This window comes from Bradyrhizobium canariense, from assembly GCF_900105125.1.
Taxonomy (GTDB): Bacteria; Pseudomonadota; Alphaproteobacteria; order Rhizobiales; family Xanthobacteraceae; genus Bradyrhizobium; species Bradyrhizobium canariense_A.
The window spans coordinates 4799138-4823766 of sequence record NZ_LT629750.1 but is presented as its reverse complement, the minus strand read 5'-3'; the positions used below and the strand labels follow the sequence as shown (position 1 = coordinate 4823766).

General features: G+C 62.1%; 21 protein-coding genes. 9 read left to right on the top strand and 12 right to left on the bottom strand.

Features of this window, described 5'->3' with window-relative positions; genetic code table 11:
* Positions 1–3 precede the first annotated feature (3 nt).
* From BLV09_RS22970 to BLV09_RS22930, 9 genes are all read right to left on the bottom strand, one after another.
* Positions 4–597: a L,D-transpeptidase gene (locus BLV09_RS22970; protein WP_100384594.1), complete on the bottom strand. Its 594-nt coding sequence runs from the start codon at positions 595–597 to the stop codon at positions 4–6.
* 280 nt (positions 598–877) lie between these two features.
* On the bottom strand, positions 878–1006 hold the full coding sequence (locus BLV09_RS22965) for a DUF2474 domain-containing protein (RefSeq protein WP_100384593.1): 129 nt from the start codon (positions 1004–1006) through the stop codon (positions 878–880).
* Positions 1006–2016, bottom strand: a complete 1011-nt coding sequence (gene cydB, locus BLV09_RS22960; protein ID WP_146689009.1) for a cytochrome d ubiquinol oxidase subunit II — start codon at positions 2014–2016, stop codon at positions 1006–1008. The genes BLV09_RS22965 and cydB overlap by 1 nt, the downstream gene beginning before the upstream one ends.
* Entirely contained in the window at positions 2013–3422 is a 1410-nt protein-coding gene (locus BLV09_RS22955; RefSeq protein ID WP_146689008.1) for a cytochrome ubiquinol oxidase subunit I, read from the bottom strand. The genes cydB and BLV09_RS22955 overlap by 4 nt, the downstream gene beginning before the upstream one ends.
* Positions 3423–3756: 334 nt before the next feature.
* A complete protein-coding gene (locus tag BLV09_RS22950; RefSeq protein WP_100387280.1) occupies positions 3757–4368 on the bottom strand; it encodes a sigma-70 family RNA polymerase sigma factor in 612 nt (203 codons plus the stop codon).
* Positions 4369–4628: 260 nt separating this feature from the next.
* On the bottom strand, positions 4629–5369 hold the full coding sequence (locus tag BLV09_RS22945; RefSeq protein ID WP_146689007.1) for a response regulator: 741 nt from the start codon (positions 5367–5369) through the stop codon (positions 4629–4631).
* A 1-nt stretch (position 5370) separates the two neighbouring features.
* On the bottom strand, positions 5371–7116 hold the full coding sequence (locus BLV09_RS22940; RefSeq protein WP_146689006.1) for an ATP-binding response regulator: 1746 nt from the start codon (positions 7114–7116) through the stop codon (positions 5371–5373).
* Positions 7086–9080: an ATP-binding protein gene (locus tag BLV09_RS22935; RefSeq protein ID WP_146691253.1), complete on the bottom strand. Its 1995-nt coding sequence runs from the start codon at positions 9078–9080 to the stop codon at positions 7086–7088. The genes BLV09_RS22940 and BLV09_RS22935 overlap by 31 nt, the downstream gene beginning before the upstream one ends.
* Positions 9081–9177: 97 nt before the next feature.
* On the bottom strand, positions 9178–10173 hold the full coding sequence (locus tag BLV09_RS22930; protein WP_146689005.1) for a TRAP transporter substrate-binding protein: 996 nt from the start codon (positions 10171–10173) through the stop codon (positions 9178–9180).
* A 238-nt stretch (positions 10174–10411) separates the two neighbouring features.
* Here BLV09_RS22930 and ugpB point away from each other — a divergent pair, with 238 nt between their 5' ends.
* The 9 genes from ugpB (at position 10412) to BLV09_RS22885 (ending at position 20232) form a co-directional block, all read left to right on the top strand.
* Entirely contained in the window at positions 10412–11719 is a 1308-nt protein-coding gene (gene ugpB / locus BLV09_RS22925; protein ID WP_433994438.1) for a sn-glycerol-3-phosphate ABC transporter substrate-binding protein UgpB, read from the top strand.
* Between the two features lie 252 nt (positions 11720–11971).
* Positions 11972–13591: an ABC transporter substrate-binding protein gene (locus tag BLV09_RS22920; protein ID WP_146689004.1), complete on the top strand. Its 1620-nt coding sequence runs from the start codon at positions 11972–11974 to the stop codon at positions 13589–13591.
* 201 nt (positions 13592–13792) lie between these two features.
* A complete protein-coding gene (locus BLV09_RS22915; protein ID WP_100384586.1) occupies positions 13793–14806 on the top strand; it encodes an ABC transporter permease in 1014 nt (337 codons plus the stop codon).
* A 10-nt stretch (positions 14807–14816) separates the two neighbouring features.
* Positions 14817–15716: an ABC transporter permease gene (locus BLV09_RS22910; protein ID WP_146689003.1), complete on the top strand. Its 900-nt coding sequence runs from the start codon at positions 14817–14819 to the stop codon at positions 15714–15716.
* 10 nt (positions 15717–15726) lie between these two features.
* Entirely contained in the window at positions 15727–17499 is a 1773-nt protein-coding gene (locus tag BLV09_RS22905; RefSeq protein ID WP_146689002.1) for a dipeptide ABC transporter ATP-binding protein, read from the top strand.
* A gap of 20 nt (positions 17500–17519) precedes the next feature.
* Positions 17520–17702: a DUF4089 domain-containing protein gene (locus BLV09_RS22900; RefSeq protein ID WP_100384583.1), complete on the top strand. Its 183-nt coding sequence runs from the start codon at positions 17520–17522 to the stop codon at positions 17700–17702.
* A 13-nt stretch (positions 17703–17715) separates the two neighbouring features.
* Positions 17716–19107 carry an AtzE family amidohydrolase gene (locus BLV09_RS22895; RefSeq protein WP_167559092.1) on the top strand — a complete coding sequence of 464 codons (1392 nt, stop codon included), beginning with the start codon at positions 17716–17718 and terminating at the stop codon, positions 19105–19107.
* A 1-nt stretch (position 19108) separates the two neighbouring features.
* Entirely contained in the window at positions 19109–19507 is a 399-nt protein-coding gene (gene hpxZ, locus BLV09_RS22890) for an oxalurate catabolism protein HpxZ (protein WP_146689001.1), read from the top strand.
* Entirely contained in the window at positions 19504–20232 is a 729-nt protein-coding gene (locus BLV09_RS22885) for a GntR family transcriptional regulator (RefSeq protein ID WP_146689000.1), read from the top strand. The genes hpxZ and BLV09_RS22885 overlap by 4 nt, the downstream gene beginning before the upstream one ends.
* A 79-nt stretch (positions 20233–20311) precedes the next feature.
* On the opposite strand, the gene atzF is transcribed toward BLV09_RS22885, so the two are convergent.
* Genes atzF through BLV09_RS22870 form a run of 3 tightly spaced genes read right to left on the bottom strand, consistent with a single transcriptional unit; the run spans position 20312 to position 24540 of the window.
* Positions 20312–22108 (bottom strand): allophanate hydrolase, encoded by a 1797-nt coding sequence (atzF, locus tag BLV09_RS22880; protein ID WP_146688999.1) that lies wholly within the window; start codon positions 22106–22108, stop codon positions 20312–20314.
* A 54-nt stretch (positions 22109–22162) separates the two neighbouring features.
* Complete coding sequence (locus BLV09_RS22875; protein ID WP_146688998.1) at positions 22163–23818, bottom strand: regulator; 1656 nt, start codon at positions 23816–23818, stop codon at positions 22163–22165.
* On the bottom strand, positions 23815–24540 hold the full coding sequence (locus BLV09_RS22870) for a cysteine hydrolase family protein (protein WP_146688997.1): 726 nt from the start codon (positions 24538–24540) through the stop codon (positions 23815–23817). The genes BLV09_RS22875 and BLV09_RS22870 overlap by 4 nt, the downstream gene beginning before the upstream one ends.
* Positions 24541–24629: the final 89 nt, after the last annotated feature.

Here is a 24629-nt window from a genome sequence, read left to right as displayed (position 1 = left end):
CGGCTATAGCTCCGGCTTCTGCCGCACGATCACCTTGGTGCCGACCGGGACACGGTCATACAGATCGGCCACGTCGGCGTTCACCAGCCGGAAGCAGCCGGACGAAATCGCGGTGCCGATGGTATCCGGCTGGTTGGTGCCGTGGATGCGATAGACGGTCGCGCCGAGATACATCGCGCGGGCGCCGAGCGGGTTACCGGGTCCGCCCGCCATGAAACGCGGCAAATAAGGCTGGCGCGCGATCATCTCGGGTGGCGGCGTCCAGTCCGGCCATTCCGCCTTGCGCGTGATGCTCAGAAGTCCCTGCCACTGAAAGCCATCGCGGCCGACGCCGATGCCGTAGCGCAGCGCACGGCCACCGGGCTGGATCAAATAGAGATGCCGTTCCGCGGTCGAGATGATGATGGTGCCGGGCGCCTCGGTGGTGCGGTAGGAGACCATCTGCTTGCGATATTCCGGATCCAATTGCACGGAATCATCGGGCACGAGTCCCGGCTGGTCACCGGGATCCGGTTGCTGCGCAAAGCTCTGCGAGACTGAGAGAGTCAGGCCGGCTGCGGCGATCACTATCCAGATCAGGTGCCGTAACTTGGTCATGCAAAACTCTCCAATTGGCGCAGTTATTCTGCTCGCCGCCTCAACTATAGCGTTTTCAAGCGAAGTGGTACCGTTCGCGGGAAGAAAACGCGTTACAAAAGACCAGAGTCCGGTTCTGATTTCATCAGAACCGGACAGGCTCCGGGCCATCAAATCTCACCGATAGCGCGATGGCAAGCAGGTCCCGCGGGCTGGATGATGCGGCGCGGAAAAGCCTTGGATTTTCTGAAGCCTTGGGTTTTCCTAAAATCGCGATCGTCAGGAAAGTGTCTCAAAAGCCTCACTTCGGCGCCAGCCAAAGCCTCAAGCCGTAGGACACGAGCGCCACCGTGCCGACACCGCCGAGCCAAAGCGCGGCGAACCACACCAGGCGTTGCGTCAATGGTCGCGCTTCGTGCAGCCGGCGCATCAATGATAACCGCTCCCGGCCCTCACCTTGCCGCGGAACACCCAATAGGCCCATCCGGTGTAGCTCAGGATCAGCGGCACCAGAATGGCAACGCCGACCAGCATGAAGATCTGGCTGTTCTCGGGGGAGGCCGCCTGCCAGATGGTGATGCTCTGCGGCACGATATAGGGCCACATGCTGATGCCGAGACCGGCATAAGACAGCGCGAACAGCGCCAGCGATAGAAAGAACGGCCGGTAGTCCTGCTTGTCGGCGAGGCTGCGCAACAGCAGAACCGCAACGGCGGCCACAGCGACCGGCACCGGCGCGGTCAGGATCACGTTCGGCCAGGTGAACCAGCGCTGCGCGTACTGAACGTGAAGGAACGGCGTGGCGATGCTGACGACACCGATCGCGCCCAACATCGCGAACAGCATCACCCAGCTCAGGCGATAGGCTTTGTCGCGAAGCTCACCTTCCGTCTTCATGATCAGCCACGTCGCGCCAAGCAACGCGTAGCCGATGGCTACTGCGAGCCCGGTCAAAATGCTGAACGGCGTCAGCCAGTCCCACCAGCCGCCGGCATAATGCCGTCCCTCGACATGCACGCCCTGCAGCATCGCGCCGAGTGCAATTCCCTGCGCCAGCGCCGCCAGCAGCGACCCGCCGGTAAACGCGATATCCCAGAGATTTCGCTTGCGCAGCGTGCGCCCGCGAAACTCAAAGGCAACGCCGCGAAATATCAGTCCGATCAGCATCGCGATCACCGGTGTGTATAGCGCCGGCATCAGCACCGCATACGCCAGCGGAAAGGCCGCCATCAGGCCGCCGCCACCAAGCACCAGCCAGGTTTCGTTGCCGTCCCACACCGGCGCGACGCTGTTCATGATGACGTCGCGATCGGCTTTCGCGGGAAACAGCGGAAACAATATACCGAGACCAAGGTCGAATCCGTCCATCACGATATAAACAAAGACCGCGAACGCGATAATGAATGCCCAGATGGTTGCGATGTCGATGGAGGCCATCATGAGGCCGATCCTTCGGCTGCGACCCCGACCGCGGGCGTGATGCCGGCGGCGCGGGTCGGGATATCGCGAGGCGGCCCTTCTTCGCCGTGATGCGGCGGGATAGCCATCAGACGGAACAGGTAGGTCAGGCCTGCCGCATACACGATGAAATAGACGATGACGAACGCCAGTAGTGACGAACCGACCGCCGGTGCAGCCAGCGGTGACACGGACTCAGTCGTCCGCAACAAACCAAAGACCGTGAACGGTTGTCTGCCGGTTTCGGTGGTGACCCAGCCCGCGATCACCGCAATGAAACCCGCCGGACCCATCGCCATCGCGAAGATGTGCAATAAACGGGATTGGTACAGCGTGCCGCGCCAACGCATCCACAGGCTGAGCAGGCCGAGACACAGCATCAGCATCCCCATTCCGACCATGATCCGGAAGGACCAGAAGGTGATCGGTACCGGCGGCCAATTTTCACGGGGCACCGTGTCGAGACCGGCGAGCGGCGCATCGAGTGAATGCTTCAGAACAAGCGAGGATAGTTTGGGAATCTCGATCGCATATTTGACCTTGCCCGCGGCTTGGTCGGGCAGGCCGAACAAAACCAGCGGCGCACCGTCCGGGTGACTCTGGTAATGGCCTTCCATCGCCATCACCTTGGCGGGCTGGTGCTCCAGGGTGTTGAGGCCGTGCTGATCGCCGGCGAGAATCTGGATCGGCGCGACCAAGGTCGCCATCCACATCGCCATCGAGAACATCACCCGCGGACCGGCGAGATGCTGGTCGCGCAACAGATGAAACGCGCCGACGGCACCCACCACCAGCGCTGTGGTGAGATAGGCCGCCAGCACCATATGCACGAGACGGTAGGGAAACGACGGATTGAAGATGACCTTGAGCCAGTCGGCGGCGACGAACTGCCCGTCGGCATTGATGGCGTAGCCGGCCGGCGTCTGCATCCAGGAATTGGCGGAAAGGATCCAGAATGCCGAAATCAGCGTGCCGGTGGCGACCATCAGGGTTGCGAAGAAGTGCAGTTTGTGGCCGACGCGTTCGAGTCCGAACAGCATCACTCCGAGAAAGCCCGATTCGAGGAAGAACGCGGTAAGCACTTCATAGGCCATCAGCGGGCCGACCACGGGGCCGGCCTTGTCTGAAAATGCCGACCAGTTGGTGCCGAACTGGTACGACATCACGAGGCCCGAGACCACGCCCATGCCGAACCCGATCGCAAAGATCTTTAGCCAGTAATTGAACAGGTTGATGAAGACTTCGCGCCCGGTCCAGAGCCAGAGCGCTTCAAGCACCGCGAGATAGCTTGCAAGCCCGATCGAGAAGGCGGGAAACACGATGTGAAACGACATCGTGAACGCGAACTGCGCCCGGGCCAACACCACGGCATCCCAGCCCTCGAACATCACTGCCATCCGTCGTCGTTATGCAAGCGGGGTTTATCACGCTCGGCGCCGCGATGGAATGCAAGCGCAGTCGGCTCGGAACAAATGCGGCCGAAGAATACAAACGAACGGGAAGCTACTCCCAGATATGAAGCGACCCGGAGGGGAGGCATCCCGTCCGGGTCGTTGGAGGCTTGGGAGGTTGAAGACGATGACAGCGGGGTCGTGGGCCCGTTGTCGAAGGAGGAGGCCGTCGTGAGACCTCCGAAGAATTCAGGGTTTGTGTAGCAGAGGTATTTTTCCCGGTGATGTCGCGAATTGTTTCAATTGTTTCGTTCCGCCAATGTGATTGATGTCACGCAGCAAGGCTGTCGACACCGGCGCCCTTGAGCAACTCGGCGAGCTGCTTGCGGGCATAGAACATCCGGGTCTTGACCGTGCTCTGCGGGATTCCGATGATTTCGCCGGCCTCTTCGACGGATTTCTCGTGGTAATAAACCAGGTTGATGATCTCGCGGTGGGCCGGCGACAGCTTGGCAACGCAGGCGCGCAGGATGGCGCTGGTGTCGTTGCGGTCCAATGAGGCTTCGGGCGTATCGGCCTGATCGGCGATTTCGAGCACATCTTCCTGATCGATGTCCTCGTGCCGGCGCTGGCGCAACGCGGTCAGCGCCTTGAAACGGGCAATCGACAACAGCCAGGTGGAAACCTGGGAACGGCCCTCGAACTGGCGCGCCGTGCGCCACACGTCGAGGAAGACCTGGCTGACAAGATCTTCCGCCATGGTGGTATCGCGCACGATCCGCAGGATGAAGCGATAGACCCGCACATTGTGCCGGCAGTACAGGATATGCATCGCTGGACGGCCGCCGGTGGCAATACTTTCGAGCAGCATCTCATCGGAGGTTGCCTGGGCGGCAATGATGCCCTGGCGGGCTGCGGCGTTGATGGCAATGACGTTCGGCATGACACGCTCCCAGTATTCGCCGCTTGGCGGCGCCTCGTTGGGAAAATTGATAGTCAGCCAACGTTTCGGGATGTCTGCGCCAAAACCGGAAAATGGTTTCGTGGGCAGGAGAATTGTTTCGTCGCGGCCGCAGCGACGAAACAATTCGACCGGAAATGTCAGTGATTTCAATGTCGGCAGGGCTGAAAGGGGCGCTGCCGCCAGCTGGAACGATTCTTAGCCCCGAGCGTCGACGTGTTTCGGCTCAGATCGGACAACGATCACGCCTTGTCCCCGACGGGGGAAAACAGATACCCGCCGCCCCGAATGGTACGGATTACGGCGGGTTTGGTCGGGTCTGGTTCGATTTTGCGGCGGATTCGCATGATCCGCAGGTCGACGGCGCGATCAAAGGCCTCGCTGTCGCGGGCATTGGCTAATTCCAGCAGGCGCTCGCGCGACAGCACCCGTTTTGGATTGGCGGCGAAAACCTTCAGCAGGCCAAATTCGGAAGCGGTCAGCGGATGCTCATTGCCTTCGTCGTCGCGCAGCGCCTGCGCCTCGAGATCCAGCCATTTCGTGCCAAATCGAACCAGCTGGTCTTTGGCGGCTTTCGCACCGGCGGTTTCCGCCGCCGCGGCGACTTTGGCTGGTGAACTCCGCCGCAACACCGAACGGATGCGCGCCATCAATTCGCGCAATTCGCAGGGCTTTGCGATGTAATCGTCGGCGCCGAGCTCCAGCCCGACCACGCGATCGATCGGACTTGCGGTCGCCGTCAGCATGATGACGGGGACATTGGTGCGGCTTTTCAGGTCGCGGATGATGGAAAGCCCGTCTTCCTCCGGCATGTTCAGATCGAGCACCACGAGATCGGGCACGTTGGTTTCGATCGCGGTGCGCAGGGTCTTGCCGCCGTCGCACAATGTCACGGCAAATCCGTGCATCTTGAGGTAATCGCCGACCATCTCGCGGGCCGGCGCCTCGTCGTCGACAATGATGATGTGCTGGTTTTGGCTCATGTCATGACATCTCGGTCGCGGGCAGCATGACGGTGAAGATCGATCCCTGTCCGGGGCCCGCGCTCTCCGCGTTCACCTGGCCGCCATGCATGTCGATAATGCGCTTGACGATCGAAAGCCCGAGCCCGGTCGAGCTTTCACCCGCCGTGGGTTTTGCCGACAGCCGCTGGAAGCGGCCGAACAAACGTCCGAGATCCTCGGGGGACAGGCCCGCACCTTCGTCGGCGATGCGGATGATGGTGTTGTTCTGCTCGTGGCTCACCTGTACGGTGATTTTGCCGCCGATCGGGCTATACTTGATGGCGTTGCTGAAGAGATTGTCGATCGCCTCCCGCATCCGGTCGGCATCGCACATGGTGACGAAATTCGGCGGCGCGGACACCGCGATGGTCTGCTGCTTGTTGGTGGCCGAAGGCTGATTGGCTTCGGCGACTTCGCCGACCAGGGCTGCGATATCGACCGGCTCGCGGCGTATCGTGATGTCGAAGGCGTCGGCCATCGCATCCGAGATCAGATGATCGACCATCGAGGTCAGGCGCTTGGTGGCGTCGCGGATGTGTTCGACCTGCGCGGTGACGCTTTCCTTGGAAGAGCTGGCGCTGATCAGCTCGGTCAGCATCTCGGTGCGGCCGAGGATCACCCCGAGCGGATTCTTCAGATCGTGGGCAACGGTGCCGAGAATTTCATTCTTGAAGCCGTTGGCGCGCTGCAGCCGCAACCACTGTGCCGATAGCCTGCGATTGGCCTGCATCAGCGCGCGGGTGCGCTGGGCAACGCGGTCCTCGAGCTGCGTGTTGGCTTCGTGGAGCTGCTGATACAGAATGACGTTGTCGAAGGCGATCGAAAGCCGGCTGCCGAAAATTTCGACCAGCGACCGGTCGGTTTCGGACAATGGGCGTTCGGCCTGCAGCAGCACGACCACCTCACGCCCGCTGCCGGTACGAACGTAAAGAACGGAGCGGTGGTCGGCGAATTCATGCTTGCGCCGCCTGAAGGCGGCTTCCACCATCGAGCGCAAATCAGGGTCGAGCGATTGGGACCCGGCGGTGCCGATAAAGCGGCTATAGCAGCCCGAACCGGCCAGCACGGAAAAATCCTCGCTGATCATGCCATTGTCGCGCAGCACCAGAATGCCCGCGCAATCGACATTCAACAGCGAGGCGATTTGCGTCAGCACGCCTTCGGCGAGCCGCTGCATCGATTTGAAGTCATACAGGGTCGAGGCGGCGTCGATAATGATTTCCAGCCCACGCCGGGTCTGCACCATGCGTTCGAGCTGCTGGTAACTGCGCAGTGCCGCGGTCAGCGAGGTGAACAGCTTGTCCGCCGTCAGCTCGGTCTTCGCCTTGTAATCGTTGATGTCGTACTGAACGATCACGCGGCGCTCGGGCGCCTGCCCGGGCTGTCCGGTGCGCAGGATGATGCGAACGGTTTCGTTCTTGATGTCGTTGCGGATGTACTCGACAAGGTCGAGACCGGCCGCATCGGTTTCCATGATGACGTCGAGCAGCACAGCCGCGATATCGGGATGCTCGCGCATCAAGGTGCGGCCTTCGGCCGCGGAATAGGCTGACAGGATTTCCACCGTCTGCCCGTTCAGGCTGTAGTCGCTCAGCGCAAACCGCGTGCCTTCATGCACGGCCTGATCGTCGTCGATGACCGCGACCTTCCATTTTCGGGCGGTCGAGACCTCCGGAACGGCTCCGGAGTCGTCGATCAAATGGAGGACATCGTCCTGTTCGGCCATTGAGAAATTCCGTCGCTTTCTGTGTCTGCGGGTGCCGGGCCGTCTTTGGCGGTCTTCGGCATGATAATGCGAAAGGTAGTGCCTTGTCCCAGCCTTGAATCCAGCACCATACGGCCACCGAGCCGCTGGGTAACCAGAGTATAAACAATGTGAAGGCCCAGCCCGGTGCCGCCTTCGTTGCGGCGGGTGGTAAAGAACGGGTCGAACGCCTGTCGCTGCACGTCCGGGGTCATCCCGGCCCCATTATCGGCAAAAATGATCTCGACGTCGTCAAAGCCCCGGGGTTTGGCTGAGATCGAGATCGTCCCGGAGCGCCCGTCGGCAAAGGCGTGGTTGGCGGCGTTAAGGACGAGGTTGGTCAGGATCTGACCGTACGATCCAGGGTAGCCGTCGATCACAAGGCCTTCCGGGATGTCGATTGACAGCTCGATCGCCGCCTTCTTCAAAACCGGCCGCAGGCTCGCGATGATCTGGTCGGTCGCCTCGCTCAGGGCGAATTTTCGGCGCTCCGCATGCGAACGATCCACCGCGACCTGCTTGAACGAATGGATCAATTCGCCGGCGCGGCTGAGATTGGCGACCAGCTGTTCGGCGGCGTCGCGCGAGCTGCGGACGAATTCGTCAAGTTGCGATCGGCGCAACGGCGTGTCGGACTTCAGCTCGGCTTCGAACATCTCGGTGCGGTGGGCGAGACTCGAGGCCACCGTCAGGCTGATGCCGATCGGATTGTTGACCTCGTGAGCGACGCCTGCGACCAGGCCGCCGAGTGCGGCCAGGCGTTCGGCGTCGATCAGGTTTCGCTGCGCGGTATTCAACTCAAGCAGCGCGCTCTCGGCTTTCTCCTTTGAGGCGCGCAACTCGTTTTCCGCCTCGCGCTTGGCGATGGCGTTTTTGCGAAATACCTCGACGGAGCGAGCCATCGCGCCGATTTCGTCCTTGGCGGCTGTTCCCTGCACCTGCCGGTCGTAGTCGCCCGATGTGATGGCCTGCATCGCCGACATGATCTGATACAGCGGCAGCCGGATGCTCAGTCCGATGATCACGCCCGCACTGAGGATGATGCCGAGAAAAATCACGGCGATCGACAGCACCCTGCGGGAGATATCGGCCAGCGTTCGATCGAAGGTCGCCTGCGCCTTCTGTTCGCGCTGGCGCATCTTGACCGAGAGCCCGTCGATGGCGTCGATGGTCTCGGCCTGGCTGGCATCGATACTGTTGCGCAATAGTTCGGTTCGGCTCGAAAGCTCCTCCGACAATTTCGCAAGACCTTCCCGCAACGCCGCTGTCCGCCCACTTAATCGCTGCAGCGCCATGCGCTGCAGGTCGTTGTCGGCAAGGTCCGACATGACCGGGATCGTCTTCTCGATCGTCTCGGTATTGCGGCGGGCTTCTTCGGCTGATGTCGTCGCCAGCGACAGATAATAGGAATTGGCGGCGACCAGCATGGCCGTAAAGGCCTCGCGGGATTTTCCAAGCGACGGCCAGATCAACGCGTCGCGATGCCCGGTTGCACCCTCGATGATCGAGTAAAGCCCGGCCATGTCCTTGGCCGGGGTCAGCACCTGGTCCTCATATGTTTTGGTGATCTTCGCCTGGACGGCGCGCAATTCGCCGAAGCCGTTGAGAAAACGCTCGGTGGCGTGCTCAAGCTCCTCGACCGATCCGGAGAGCATCGGATCGGTCGATGCGCGCGTCGTCAGCGTGCCAAGGATGGCCTCGCGCAACAGCAATATTTCCGCGAAGAATTCCGGGCTCGGCTGGTTGATGTAGCGGTGAATCAGATTCTGCAGGCGACTGGTCTCGCTTTCCAGCACCGCCAGGATCTTGTCGGATTCCCGCACCTGCCGGACATCGTCCCAGGCCGAACCGAGCACCTGCACGCCATTCCATATCATGGCGGCGAGTACGAGGACGACGGCTGAGTTCAGTGCGGCAATCGACAGGATGCGCCAGCGTATCGGTATAGCGCGGACGAGGCCGACGACGCGCGAACGGATCCGCGCGAGGCGGCTCGCCGGTCGTTCCGCAGCTTCGTCCTGCTTGGCCGTTTCCAAGATCAACTCACTCCACTTTGCGGATTCGTTCGATCAATTCCGCCACCGCAGGGTCGCGCATCGCTTTTGCGTAAATTCCCGCCATGGCGGCCTCGAAAGGCTTGCGGTTGAAATCCGTCGTGATCGTTACGCCGGCGGCCTCTGCCTCCTGACGCGACTCTGCCTCGAGATCCTTCCACTTCTCGCGCATGAAGTGACTGGATTGGATCGCGGCGTCGCGAAATATCTTCTGGTCGTCGGCCGAAAGGCTTTCCCAGGCCTTGAGCGACATCACCAGCACTTCCGGGCTCACGGTATGCTCGGTGAGGGTGTAATAGCCTGCATATTTGTAATGGCCGGTGGTGACGAAGGAAGGCCAGTTGTTCTCAGCGCCGTCGACCAGCTTGGTGGCGAGCGCGGTGGGGACTTGCCCATAGGGCAGCTTGATCGGCTCGGCGCCGAGTGCCTTGATCATGTCGGACATCAGCTCAGACTGTTGCACGCGAATCCGCAAGCCTTTCATATCGGCGATGGAGCGGATCGGCCTGACGCTGTCGTAGATCGATCTCGCTCCGGAATCATAAAACGCCAGCCCCACAAATCCGTAGGGCTCGAAGCTGTTAAGGATTTCGTTGCCGATCGGCCCGTCCAGCACCTTCTGCAAATGCTCGACGGAGCGAAACAGAAACGGCATCGCCAGCACATTCATCGCCGGCACGAAGTTGCCGATCGGGGCCACGTTGGTACGATCGAGGTCGATCGCGCCGGCGCGGGTCTGCTCGATGGTCTCCGTTTCCTCGCCGAGCTGCCGCGAATGAAAGACGCGGATGTGATGGCGGCCGCCGGTTCGCTCAGCGATCAGGCGCCCCATGTATTCAAGCGCCTGTACGGTCGGGTAATCTTCGCTCTGGGTATCTGCGGCGCGAAATTCCCGCGCGACCGTGCCCGCCGAAACCGCTGCCAAAAACAGCGCGGCGACGATTGTCATAGTCCGCGAAGAGCTGGCGCGGTTGTACACAGGCAACTTTAACCCCTTAGGATAGTGTCGTCGGATCGGGAAAAAGGTTCAAGCCGATATAGCGGAAGGCTGCGAGAAATGGTCGCCCCGGCGGCTTCGCCGGATACCGGATATCTGCCATTGTGCGCTGCGGCCGGCCTTTCGCGAATTGAAACCGCCGGGGTGAGGCTTTAATGAGGGCGCGTTGTTCAAAATTTCTATTTCGAAATTGGTTTGCGAGATTGGTTTGATTGTGAAATCGGTTTTGAGATTTTTGCAGCTTGTGGCTGCGCTGGCAGCGGTCGCTTTCGCATCTCCGGCTTGGGCGCTCACCGACATCGTGTGGTGGCACGCCATGTCGGGCGAGCTCGGGCGGCAATTGGACAGGCTGGCGGCGGACTTCAACGCCTCGCAGTCCGAATACCGGATCGTGCCGAGCTACAAGGGCAACTATACCGAAACCGTAACGGCGGCGATCTTTGCCTTTCGGTCACATGGCCAGCCCGCCATCGTCCAGGTCAACGAAATCGCCACCGCGACCATGATGGCAGCAAGGGGTGCGATCTATCCCGTCTTCGAGTTGATGCGGGACGAAAAGGAGGCATTTTCGCCGGACGACTATCTTCCTGCCGTCACCGGCTATTACGCCGATGCCGCCGGCAACATGCTGTCGTTTCCATTCAATAGCTCGACGCCGATCCTGTATTACAACAAGAATCTGTTCCGTAGCGCGGGCCTCGACCCCGATATCGCGCCGAAGACCTGGGCCGACGTCGGCACCGCGGCCAAGCGGCTGCGCGCGGCGGGCGCCGTTTGCGGGTTCACCACCTCCTGGCCGTCCTGGATCAATGTCGAGAATTTTTCCGCGTACCACAATCTGCCGATTTCAACCGAGGCCAATGGTTTCGGCGGTCTCGATGCGGTGCTGAACTTCAACAATCCTGTCATGGTGCGCCACATTGCGCAGCTCGCGCAATGGCAGGCCGACAAGGTGTTCGACTATAGCGGCCGCGCCACCACGGCGGAGCCGCGCTTTCAAAATGGCGAATGCGCCATCTTCATCGGCTCGTCGGGGACGCGTGCCGATATCAAGGCCAATTCGAAATTCGAGGTGGGCTACGGCATGCTGCCGTACTGGCCCGATGTCGCCGGCGCGCCGCAGAACAGCATCGTCGGCGGCGCGACGTTGTGGGTGTTGCGAGGCCGGCCGCCGGCTGAATACAGAGGCGTTGCCAAGTTCTTCGCGTTCCTGTCCAAGCCCGAGGTTCAGACCGCCTGGCATCAGAACACGGGCTATCTGCCGGTGACGCGAGCGGCCTTCGATTTGAGCCGCGCGCAAGGTTTTTATGATCGCAATCCTGGTGCTGCGATCTCGATCGAACAGATCACGCTGAAACCGCCGACCGAGAACTCGAGAGGGGTTCGGCTCGGATCGTTCGTTCTGATCCGCGACGTGATCGACGACGAGCTGGAGCAGGCCTTCAGCGGCAAAAAATCCGCGCAGGCCGCGTTGGATTCGGCGGTCGAGCGCGGCAACAAGCTGTTGCGCCAGTTCGAGCGGGCGAATCCGTAGAGCTTTTGTCTAAGTCATCCGGTTGGACGAAACCGCCTAAGAATGCGGCGCCTAGAATTATTGCTTACGATGTGAGCAAAGATGCCTCTTTGTATGCAATGAAATTCGTGTCTGTGAGACTGCGCCTAACGAGCGAAATCGGGAGTCTCAAGTAAATCATAAGCTTAAGCTCACATTAGGCTTCCATTAAGGTTTGGCACAAACCTTGCGATATCAGCTCCAAAGCCAACCTTCCGGCGTTTGGAGCATCACATGAAGCGTCGCGATTTTCTGAAATCCGTCACGGGAGTTGCCGCCGGCGCGATGGTCCCTGCGCCCGCGATTTGGTCCGCGGCCAAAGCCGACGCCCGTTCGGAAACGCTATTGATCGTCTCCGAAGGCGGTCCGAACAATCTCGACATCCATGGTGTCGGCACCAATGTGCCCGGCTACGAAGTGTCCTGGAATTGCTACGACCGCCTGATCAGTCACGAGATGAAAAGCGGTCCCGGCGGCGTGCCGTATTACGACCGCGACAAGTTCAAGCCCGAACTCGCCGAGGACATGAATGTCGGCGACATGTCGGTGACCTTCAAATTGAAGAAGAACGCGAAGTTTCACGACGGTGCGCCAGTGACGGCGAAAGACGTGAAATGGTCGCTCGATCGCGCTGTCAGCGTCGGCGGCTTCCCGACCTTCCAGATGAGCGCGGGCTCGCTGACCAAGCCGGAGCAGTTCGTCGTCGTCGATGACAACACGGTACGGGTGGATTTCGCCAAGAAAGACCGCCTGACGATTCCCGATCTCGCTGTTATCGTGCCCTGCGTCGTCAATTCCGAACTGGTGAAGAAGAACGCTTCCGAGAAGGACCCTTGGGGCCTCGAATACACCAAGCAGCAAACCGCGGGCTCCGGCGCCTACAAGGTGACGAAGTGGACCGCCGGCACCGAAGTGATCATGGAGCGCAACGACGAGTGGGTCGGAGGCCCCATGCCGAAGGTCAAGCGCGTGATCTGGCGCATGGTGCCGCAGGCCGGCAATCGCCGCGCATTGCTGGAGCGCGGTGATGCCGACATTTCCTATGAATTGCCGAACAAGGATTTTCAGGAGCTGAAGGCCGCCGGCAAGCTCAACATCGTGTCGCTGCCGTTCTCAAACGGGATCCAGTATATCGGCATGAACGTGACCAAGCCGCCGTTCGATAATCTGAAGGTGCGCCAGGCGGTCGCTTACGCCATCCCCTATCAGAAGATCATGGACGTGGTGTTGTACGGATTGGCCAATCCGATGTTCGGCGCGCCGGCCGACCGGGCGACCGATGTGTCGTGGCCGCAACCCACCAAATATTCAACCGACATCGACAAGGCCAAGGCGCTGATGGCGGAGGCCGGCTATCCCAATGGCTTTGAGACCACGCTTTCGTTCGACCTGAATTTTGCGGGGATCAACGAACCGCTTTGCGTGCTTACGCAGGAAAGCCTGGCCCAGATCGGCATCAAGACCACGATCAACAAGGTGCCTGGCGCCAATTGGCGTACCGAACTGAACAAGAAGGAAATGCCGCTCTACACCAACGTGTTCTCGGGCTGGCTCGATTACCCCGAATACTTCTTCTACTGGTGCTATCACGGCAACAATTCCGTCTTCAACACGATGAGCTACAAGTCGCCGGAGATGGACAGGTTGATCGACGGCGCGCGCAACGCTGCCGCGACCGGGGATACCGCGACCTACGACAGCGACGTGAAAGGGTTCGTCGATCTCGCCTTCAGCGATATCCCGCGTGTTCCGCTGTACCAGCCCTTCGTCAACGTCGCGATGCAGAAGAACATCTCCGGCTATCAGTACTGGTTCCATCGCCGTCTCGATTACCGCGCGCTGGTAAAGGCGTGAGGGCGTGATGAGCGCTCGCGACAAATCATCTTGTGTTGCTGATTTTTCCTTTGGAGGAGAAAGCCTCGCTCTCTCATTCCCTCCGCCCTTGCGGGGTCCGAGGCGAGCGAAGCTCCCTCTCGAGGGCAGGGAGGGGGGTAGCCGCGAGTTTGATGGTTGTGACTTAGCGCCACTCCGGCCGCACACCGCGAGCATGCCTTCATGCTGACCCTGATCGGCAAGCGGTTGTTGTTTGCGGTCCCGAGCTTGATCGGGGTCGTGATCGTCACCTTCCTGCTGACGCGTGCGCTACCGGGCGATCCCGCGGCGTATTTTGCCGGACCCGCCGCGACCAAGGAGGCGGTCGAGCAGATCCGGAAAAAGCTCGGCTTCGACAAGCCGCTGATCGAGCAATTCTTCCGTTACACCAACGATCTCGCCCACGGCGATTTCGGCACATCACTTACGACAGGCCAGCCGGTCGCGACCGAAATCCGCAATCGCCTGCCGGCTTCGGCCGAACTGACGCTGCTCGGGCTGTTGGTTTCGATTGTGATTGCGCTGCCGCTTGGCGTGCTCGCGGCCACGCGTCCGGGCTCGTGGATCGACCACATCTGTCGCGTGACCACCACCGCCGGGGTCTCGCTGCCGGTGTTCTTCACCGGGTTGGTGCTGGTCTATATCTTCTACTTCCGGCTCGGCTGGGCGCCCGCGCCTCTCGGCCGTCTCGATGTATTCTACAGCGCTCCGCCGACGGTCACCGGCTTCTATCTGATCGACACTTTGATTGCGCGTGATTTCGAGGCGTTCCGTTCTGCGCTCAGCCAGTTGATCCTGCCGACGCTGACGCTGGCGATCTTCTCGCTGGCGCCGATCGCGCGAATGACGCGCGCCTCGATGCTGTCGGTGTTGGCATCGGATTTCGTCCGCACCGCCCGCGCCAGCGGCCTTTCGCCGGGCACGGTGATCGTCACCTATGCGTTTCGCAACGCGATGCTGCCGGTCATCACCACGCTCAGCATGGTGTTCTCGTTTCTGCTGGGCGCCAACGTGCTGGTCGAGAAGGTGTTCGCCTGGCCGGGCATCGGCTCCTATGCGGTGGAGGCGCTGATCGCATCGGACTTTGCCCCGGTGCAGGGCTTCGTGCTGACCATGGCGGTCATGTATGTGCTGCTCAATCTGATGATCGACATTCTCTATGGCGTGATCGACCCACGGGTCAGGCTGGAAGGGTGAGGTTCGAAACATGAGCACCGTAGCGCCCACCGTCGAACCTGTCACGCCCGCACGCACCTCGGGCTTTGCCGCGATCTTCGAGCACACGCGCTATGTGCTCGGCGAGAACCGCGTCACCGCGTTCGCCTTTGGTCTACTGGTCGTCATCATTTTCGCGGCGCTGTTCGGTCCCTACATCGTGCCCTATGACCCCTTGGCCTCCGACACCGCGATGGCGTTGAAGCCGCCGTCGGCGGCGCACTGGTTCGGCACCGATCAATTGGGGCGCGATATTTTCAGCCGTGTTGTCGTCGCAACGCGACTGGACACCTTCATTGCGGTCGCTTCCGTCGCGCTGGTGTTTCTGATGGGCGGTCTTGCCGGGATCGCCGCAGGCTATTTCGGTGGCTGGACCGATCGCATCGTCGGGCGCATCGCCGACACGATCATGGCGTTTCCGCTGTTTGTGCTGGCGATGGGCATCGTCGCCGCGCTCGGCAACACCGTGCAGAACATCGTCATTGCGACCGCGATCGTGAACTTCCCGCTCTATGCGCGCGTCGCGCGTGCCGAGGCCAATGTGCGGCGCGAGGCCGGCTTCGTGCAGGCCGCGAGATTGTCCGGTAATTCCGAGTTTCGGATTCTGCTGGTGCATATCCTGCCCAACATCATGCCGATCATGATCGTGCAGATGTCGCTGACCATGGGTTACGCGATCCTCAACGCCGCCGGGCTGTCGTTCATCGGCCTCGGGGTGCGGCCGCCGACCGCCGAATGGGGCATCATGGTTGCGGATGGCGCCGGCTTCATGGTCTCGGGCGAGTGGTGGATCGCGCTGTTTCCCGGTCTTGCGCTGATGGTCGCGGTGTTCTGCTTCAACCTGCTCGGCGACGGTCTGCGTGACATCGTCGATCCGCAGCGCCGAACGTGAGGGAGAAACGATGACCGCGCAGCCACTGCTCGACGTCAATGATCTCACGGTGGAATTCGCCACACGGCGCGGCATCGTCAAGGCGGTGCAGCACGTCGACATATCGGTCGCCAAAGGCGAGACGCTCGGCATCGTCGGCGAATCCGGCTCCGGTAAATCCGTCACGTCCTACGCGGTAATGCGGATTCTCGATCGCGCCGGCAAGATCGCCGAGGGCTCCGTGGTGTTCTCGGGCATCGACGTGAAAAACGCGAGCGAGAACCAGATGCGCGACCTGCGCGGCCGCGAAATCTCGATGATCTTCCAGAATCCGCGTGCGGCGCTCAATCCGATTCGTAAAGTGGGCGACCAGATCGAGGATGTGCTGCGCCAGCATGTGCAGACGGCCGCGATCGATCGCGGCGAGAAGGCGATCGAGGCGCTGGAGCAGGTCAAGATCGCGCGTCCTCGTGAGCGCTACCACGCCTATCCCTTTGAGCTGTCGGGCGGCATGTGCCAGCGCGTGGTCATTGCGTTGGCGCTGGCGTGCAATCCGCAGCTTCTGATCGCGGACGAGCCGACCACCGGTCTCGACGTCACCACGCAAAAGGCGGTCATGGACCTGATCGTCGAGCTGACCAAGCGGCGCGGCATGTCGACGATCCTGATCACCCATGATCTCGGGCTGGCGGCTGCCTATTGCGACCGCGTGGTGGTGATGGAAAAGGGCCGCGTCGTCGAAACCGCGAAGTCCGCGGATATCTTCGCCAGTCCGCAGCATGCCTACACCAAGAAACTGATGCGCGCGACGCCACGGCTTGGGGTTTCCTTGCGTGATCTGCTGCCGGAGGAGGGCGAACCGACCTCAGTGGCGACGCCTGGAACTGTCCCTCACCCCGACCCTCTCCCCGCAAGCGGAGCGAGGGAGCCGCGGTCCGGGCGCGACGGTTCCACGAAGACTGATGCAAAACCGCTCCTTCTCATCGAAAAGCTCGTCAAGGAATACCCGCGCCAGGGCGCCACGGCGACGCTGACAAAACTGTTTTCCAAAAAGCCGCCGGTCGAGCTCGAGCAATTTCGCGCGGTCGATGGCATCAGCTTTACGGTCGGGCACGGCGAGAGCGTCGGCCTGGTCGGCGAATCCGGCTGCGGCAAATCCACGACCTCGATGATGGTGATGCGGCTGTTGGACCAGACCTCGGGCCGCATCATGTTCGACGGCGACGAGATCGGCGGCATCCTGCCGAAGGCGTTCGCGCGCCTGCCGCTGCGCAAAAGCATCCAGATGGTGTTTCAGGATCCGACCGATAGCCTCAATCCGCGCTTTTCAGCCGCGCGCGCGATTGTCGATCCGATTATGCAACTTGGCGACATCAGGGGGCGCGAGGCGCTGCGCGCCCGCTGCGAGGAATTGGCAGGGCTCGTCGGCCTGCCGGTCAATCTGCTTGATCGGTTCCCGCATCAACTGTCAGGCGGTCAGAAGGCCCGCGTCGGCATTGCCCGCGCGATCGCACTGCATCCGAAGCTGGTTATTCTCGACGAGCCGACTGCGGCGCTCGACGTCTCGGTGCAGGCGGTGGTTCTGAATCTGCTGCAGGACCTCAAGCAGTCGATGGGCATGAGCTATTTGTTTGTGTCGCACGATCTGAACGTGGTGCGTTTGCTGTGCGACCGTGTCATCGTGATGCGGACCGGACGAATCGTCGAGGAGGGGCCGTCCGAGCGGGTCCTGGGTGATCCGCAGGATGCCTATACGAGAGAACTGCTGACGGCGATTCCGCATCCGCCGCTGCCGGCCCACTGAATGTATCGAATGGAAGTGTAATGGCTGCTGATCCGCTTGATGATTATATCGATGCCGTCGCGAAGGCGCTGGCGCTGCCGGTCGAAGAAGCCTGGCGGCCGGCGGTGCGGGCGAATCTTGAGGTATCACTGAGGCTGGCGCGGCTTGTGGATGAGTTTGCCTTGCCTGACGACATTGAGCCGGCCAGTGTCTTCACAGCCTGATATCGCCATGGACATGAACTCCGACGGGCTGTCGGCTTCGGACATCGCGCAAGCCGTCGCGAGCCGGAAGTTGTCGGCGCTCAGCGTGACTGAGGCGGCGCTGGCGCGGATCGCGAAGCACGATCCCGTGCTGAATTCATTCACGGACGTCACTGCGGATCGCGCGCGCGCGAAGGCGCAGGCGGTCGATGCCGCCATCGCATCCGGGCAGAAGGCCGGTCCGCTGGCTGGCGTGCCATTTGCGGTGAAGAATTTATTCGACGTGCAGGGTCTCGCGACCCGCGCCGGATCGAAGATCAACCGCGATCTGCCGCTGTCGGCGCGCGATGCGACGCTGATCGAACGGCTGGAAGCGGCCGGTGCGGTGCTGGTCGGCGCACTCAACATGGGTGAATACGCCTACGACTTCACCGGCGAGAATCTGCATGACGGACCATCGCGCAATCCGCATGATGCGACGCGGATGACCGGGGGCTCGTCGGGAGGATCCGGCGGCGCGGTCGGCGGCGCGCTGGTCCCGCTGGCGTTGGGTTCCGACACCAATGGCTCGATCCGGGTGCCGGCGTCATTTTGCGGCATCTTCGGACTGAAGCCGACCTATGGCCGGTTGTCGCGGGCGAGATCGTTTCCGTTCGTCGCGAGCTTCGACCACCTCGGTCCCTTCGCACGCAATGTCGCAGATCTGGCACTCGCCTACGACGCCATGCAGGGCCCTGATGCTGATGATGCGGCGTGCACGACGCGTCCCACCGAGCCGGTCGTGCCGCTGTTGGCGCAGGATATCGGCGGCTTGCGCGTCGCCATCGCCGGCGGATATTTTCAGAGGAACGTTTTTCCTGAAGCCGTAGAGGCTGTCGCGCGGGTCGCGAAGGCGCTTGGCGCGACGCGCACCATAGAGATCCCCGAAGCAGCTCGCGCCCGCGCCGCAGCCTATGTCATCTCCACCACCGAAGGTGCTTCACTGCATCTGGATCGCTTGCGGCAACGGCCCAACGATTTCGATCCGGCGGTGCGCGACCGGCTGCTGGCTGGTGCAATGATCCCGGCGCCATTGGTCGACCGCGCGCAGAAATTCCGCCGCTGGTATCGCACGCAAGTGCTGGAGCTGTTCAAATCGGTCGATGTCATCCTGGCGCCGGCAACGCCTTGCGTCGCGCCAAAACTCGGACAAGCCACGTTCGTGCTTGATGGGGTCGAATTGCCGGTACGCGCCAATATCGGCATCCACACCCAGCCGATTTCCTTCATCGGCCTGCCGGTGGTCGCGGTACCCGTTCCGCTCGAGCCGATGCCGATCGGCGTTCAGATCATCGCTGCACCGTGGCGCGAGGATATCGCGCTGCGTGTGGCGTATGCGCTGGAGCGCATGGGCACCGTGTCGGCGCCACAGCCAAGAGGCCTATGAGATGGATATCGATCTGCCTGATGTACTTGCCGAGGTAGCCGCGCAATTCGCGCGGTACGAAAAGGCGCTGGTTTCAAACGACGTCGCCGTGCTCGATGAATTATTCCGCGACGATTCCCGCACGCTGCGCTACGGCATCGGTGAAAACCTGTACGGCCATAGCGAGATCATGGCCTTCCGCGCCGCGCGCTCGCCGGTCGGGCTGATGCGCCGGACCGCAAAGACGCTCATCACGACCTATGGCCGCGACAGCGCCGTGGCGTCCACGCTGTTTTATCGGGAGTCGTCACCCGGCAAGGTCGGACGTCAGATGCAGACCTGGGTGCGATTTGCGGAAGGGTGGAGGATCGTCGCCGCCCATGTCAGCGTTATCGATGAACCGCCGGGTCAAACGACATGAGCCTTGACGATCTCCCCATCAGCTCCCGCCAACAGCCCGCCGAGGCGTTCGTCCGGCGCGTCGACCGCGCGACACCCAATCCCTACAAGGTCACGCGCGCCGAGGAACTGCGCCTGCAACTGGCGGATGAAATCGTGCGCGGCGCGTTGCCGCCCGGCGCGGCCCTTGACGAGACCGACATCGCGCGACGCTTCAAGGTGTCACGCACACCGGTCCGCGAGGCGCTGCGCCAGCTTGCCGCCAGCGGCCTGGTCGATGCGAGGGCGCATCGCGGCGCGGTGGTGGCGCGGCCCTCGGTCGAACGGCTGACGGGGATGTTCGAGGCGATGGCGGAGCTGGAGGCGCTGTGCGCGGGCCTTGCCGCGGAACGAATGCTGCCGGCCGAGCGTCATGCGCTGGAGGCGGTGCATGAGGAGTTGCGGATGCTGAGCCATGCCGGCAATCCCGAGCGGTTTCACGAAGTCAACGAGCGCTTTCACAATGCGATCTATGCCGGTTCGCAGAACGGCTACATCGCCGAGATCACGCTGGCGACCCGGGTCCGGGTGCAACCGTTCCGGCGCGCGCAATTCCGCAATCTCGGGCGGTTGGCGAAATCGCATGCCGAGCACGACCGCGTCGTGGTGGCGATCATGCGCGGCGACCGCGTTGGTGCTGCGAATGCGATGCGCGCGCATATCGAGCTGGTGCGCGGCGAGTACGAGATCTACGCGGTGTCGGTTTAGCTGGGCCACGTCATTCCGGGCTCACTCGTTTCACTCGCGCCCCGGAATGACGAAAGATATTCAGCCTACTTCATTTCACTCATAGTGCCGCCGCCTCCGCCATGAACGCGCGCCAGCCGCCGAACGAAGAGATATCGCGCGCGCCATCGATATCGGCTGGTTCGACAATAAAGCCCTTCAAGCCACGGCCATCGGCAAGACGTACCGTGCCGATCGAGAGCGGCGGCGGGATTGCGGCGACGAATTTTCCGAACGCCGCCGCGGGCAATGCCCACACTTCCAGTTCGATCGATGCTCCGGTTCCTGCTTCCACGCGCAGCATGCCTGGCTTTGGCGGCGTCGTGTCGAGCGCATAGAGCCTGTAGTCCGGAGCGGTCCTGGCCGATTCCAGTAATCGTCCGCCGAACTCCCTCAGCTCGCCGTTGAGCGCCATGCCCGACAGATGCGCGCCGACGACCGCGATGGCGATTTCGTCGCCGTTCGGGTTCGCCGACAATGCAGCAAGCGGCGGCTGCGGCAGGGCTTTGCTACCCAGCGGCAGCCTAGTATCGGCATGGAACACGCGGCCGATGCTTGCAAGCTGCGCGTCCTGCCCGCCGGGCGCCAGAAGGGTAATGCCGAACGGGATATCGTCCGGCCGCATCGCGGCCGGCAAGGCAAGGCCGCAGAGGTCGAGCAGATTGACGAAATTGGTGTAGGTGCCGAGCCGGCTGTTGAGTTCGATCGGATTGGCCAGCACCTGCGCGGTGCTGTAGGCGGTCGGCGCGGTCGGCAGCACCAGCGCGTCGAGATTTGCGAAAGTGTGCTCGCTGAGCTTGCGCAAGGCCTGCAATCGATACAGCGCGGCAAAAGTGTCGGCCGCGGTCAGCCGCGCGCCGGGCAGCGTGATCTCGCGTGTCACCGGGTGGATCGCCTCCGGCGACGACGCCAGCAGATCGCGGATCACCAGATAGCGCTCCGCGATCCACGGTCCTTCATACAGCAGCCGTGCCGTCTCATAACACGGCTCGAGATCGAATTCGACCAGCGTGGCGCCAAGCGAAGCCCAGCGCTTCAGCGCCTCGCCGTAGGCTTGTTCCGAAGCCTTGTCGCCGAAGAAGATCAATTGTCCGCTGCGCGGCACGCCAAGCCTGAGGTTGGCGGGAAACGCCGTCGTCTGCGCCAGCGGTCGGCCGCGCGAATAGGGATCGGCGTCGTCGGGGCCTGCCATCGCGGCGAGCGCCGTCATCGCGTCGTCCGTGGTCAGCGAAAAAATCGACACGCAGTCTAACGTCCGGCACGCCGGTACCACGCCTGAGGTGGAAATCAATCCGAGGCTTGGCTTCAGCCCGATGATGTTGTTGAGCATGGCGGGCACGCGACCGGAGCCCGCGGTGTCGGTGCCCAGGGCCAGCGGCACCAGTCCGGCGGAAACAGCCACGGCCGAACCCGAACTCGATCCGCCCGGAATCAAATCGCCGCGCATCGGGTTCTTGGGAATGCCATAGGGCGAGCGCACACCGACGAGACCGGTGGCGAACTGATCGAGATTGGTCTTGCCGATGATGATCGCGCCGGCCGCGCGCAGCCGCGCCACCGACGTTGCATCGCGTGAAGGCGAGTAGGCGAAGGCCGGGCAGGCGGCGGTGGTCGGCAATCCCGCGACGTCGATATTGTCCTTTACCGCAACGGGAACGCCGTACAGCGGAAGCCGCGCGGGGTCTTTTGAGCTGAGTGTTGCCGCCTCCGCCAGCGCGTCCTTTTCGTCGCGCAGGCTGATAAAGACCGCCGGATCGTTGTAATCGCGGATGCGCTGATAACAACGCGCTATGGTCGGCGCGGGCATCATCGTGCCGGCCCGATGGGCGGCGACAATTGCAGCAACGGTCTCGGTCACGAGGCCGCCCTGAACCGGATCGGGCGCGGCTGTGTTTCGTCGGGTATTCGCAGATTATTCGGCAGGGGCTGCAAGAGGCATCTCCGGATGCGAAAGGGTGTCGGTACTGGTGCCGAACTTCTCCACCGCGAGAAATCCGGCGGCGATCACAGCATAGGCCAGCGCCACACCGGGCGTCACGCCCAATCCGCCGCCGATACCAACCGCCTCGCCATGCATGAAGCCGAAATAGGTCAGCACCGCGCCGGCAAACGCAAACGCTGAAGCCTTGGCGAATTCACGCTCGATGACGAAGACGCCGATCGCACCCAACACCAGGCCGGCCAGGATCGAGCCGCCGCCCAGCACTTCCAGTCCGTGGTACAGCACGCCCTGTTGCGGAAGCGAGGCCAGTGCGGCCGATTTGACCGCGGCGATCTTGTCCGGGGCCATGGCGCCGACTTTCTCGGCTGCATCAAGCGTCGACCCCAGCGTGGTGTCGATCTGCAGCTTCGCCCAGGCGGCGAGATGCGGCGTCAAGGCCAGCACGATGGCGGGGGCGTGCTTGATCGGCGTGGTCTGGAACGCCTGCGCACCGATCAGCATGCCGATATAGAGCAGGATCGGCGAGATCGCGACCACCGGCACCAGCGCCAGCAACACCGAGATGATGCCGAACCACGCCAGCACCACGACCATGATGCCGGTCGCGGCCGAATAGCCGATCCGTCCGCCCATCGCTTTCCAGCCGGGATGACCGATATAAACCGCGTTGATGAAGGGATTGCCCATCAGGCAACCGATCAGGCTGACGACGCCGTCGGCGGTCAGCACGCGCGTGGTCGGGTATTCGTCGCCGGCGGCCTCGGCGCTCTCGACGTTATCCATCGCCTCGACCAGATCGTAGATGCCGAACGGGATCGCGGTGACCAGAATGACGCCGAGGAATTCGAAGCCCGAGAAGACCTGACCTATGGCAGGCAGCGGCACGGAAAAGCCGAAGCTCGCGAACGCATCGCCCACGCCCTTGATGCTCAATCCTCCGAGACCGAGATCGAACAGGTTCGAGCCCCAGGCGATCAGCATGCCGGCGGCGATCGCGACGAGGCCCGCGGGGATTCCTTTCGGATATTTCACGCCGCCGAACCAGTTGATCAGGATGATGGCAAAACAGACCAGGCCGATCTGCGGCGTCATATACATCTCGAGCGCCGGACGCATCGAAATGAACGTCACGGAGACGCCGGCCAGCGTGCCGAGCAGCGCAGCGCGCGGCGTGATCTTGCGAATGTACGGCGCGATGAAGCCGCCGATCATGAGAATAAAACTCTGGAAGAACACCCAGACGAGGCCGGCGGACCAGCCCTTCATGGGATCGCCGGTCTTGAGCGTGACCGGGAGCATGATCACGAAGGTGACGATGAACATATGCGGTACGCTGACGCCGGAAGGCAGCGCGCAGACATCGGTGCGGCCGGTCTTTTGCGCCAGCCGATAGGCTAGGAACGCGTAATAGAACGTGGACAGGCACATCATCAGGCCGAGCGCGGGCAGGATGCGGCCGAACACCAGGGAGTCGGGCATCTTCAGCACGAAGCGCAACAACCCGGTCAACACCAGCATGTTGACCAGGATGTTGGTGCCGAAACCGAAAAAAGCGTTCCAGTCGCCAGGCGTCCATAACACCGGCTTGAAACCAGGCTTTACGGCAGTCCCTGTGGTCGTGCTCATCGCGATGCCCCTGCTGCTGATGTTGTTGGGATCTCCGGTGAAATTGCCTCGATGACCGTGGCCGAGTCGGAGACCCAGCCGAAGATGCCGCCCTGGGCCTTGATCATCTTCAGGCCCATCTCGTGAAACTCGGGAAAATAGGACGCGCAGCAATCGGCCAGCACCACGCAGCGGTAGCCGCGGTCGTTGGCTTCGCGCACGGTGGTATTGACGCAGACTTCGGTGGTGACGCCGCAGACCAGCAGATTTTCGATGCCGTATTTCTGCAGGAGATTGCCAAGTTCGGTCGCGTAGAACGCGCCCTTGCCGGGCTTGTCGATCACGATCTCGCTGTCGAGCGGATAAAGTGCCGGGATGATGTCGTGGCCGGCTTCGCCGCGGATCAGGATCCGCCCCATCGGGCCGGGATCGCCGATGCGCAGGCTCGGCGCGCCACGCGCAACCTTTGCCGGTGGTGCATCGGACAGATCAGGCAAATGCCCTTCGCGGGTGTGCACCACGAGCATTCCAGTCGCACGCGCTGCATCCAGTACCGCCGCGATCGGCTTCACCGCGCGGGCGAGTTGCGAGACATCGTTGCCGAGCGTCTCGCCGAAGCCGCCGGGCTCCATGAAGTCGCGCTGCATGTCGATGATGACAAGCGCGGTCGCCCTCCAGTTCAATTCGATCGGACCGGGCTCCGCGGCGAGCAGGCTTGTGTTGGCTTGACTGAGGCTCGCCATGACTGACTGCACGCTCCGAGCGGTGGTTCACCTCATCGAAGCAAGCAGTGTGCCATTGTGTACATAGGTGCCATCAGCCCGAGCCCTGA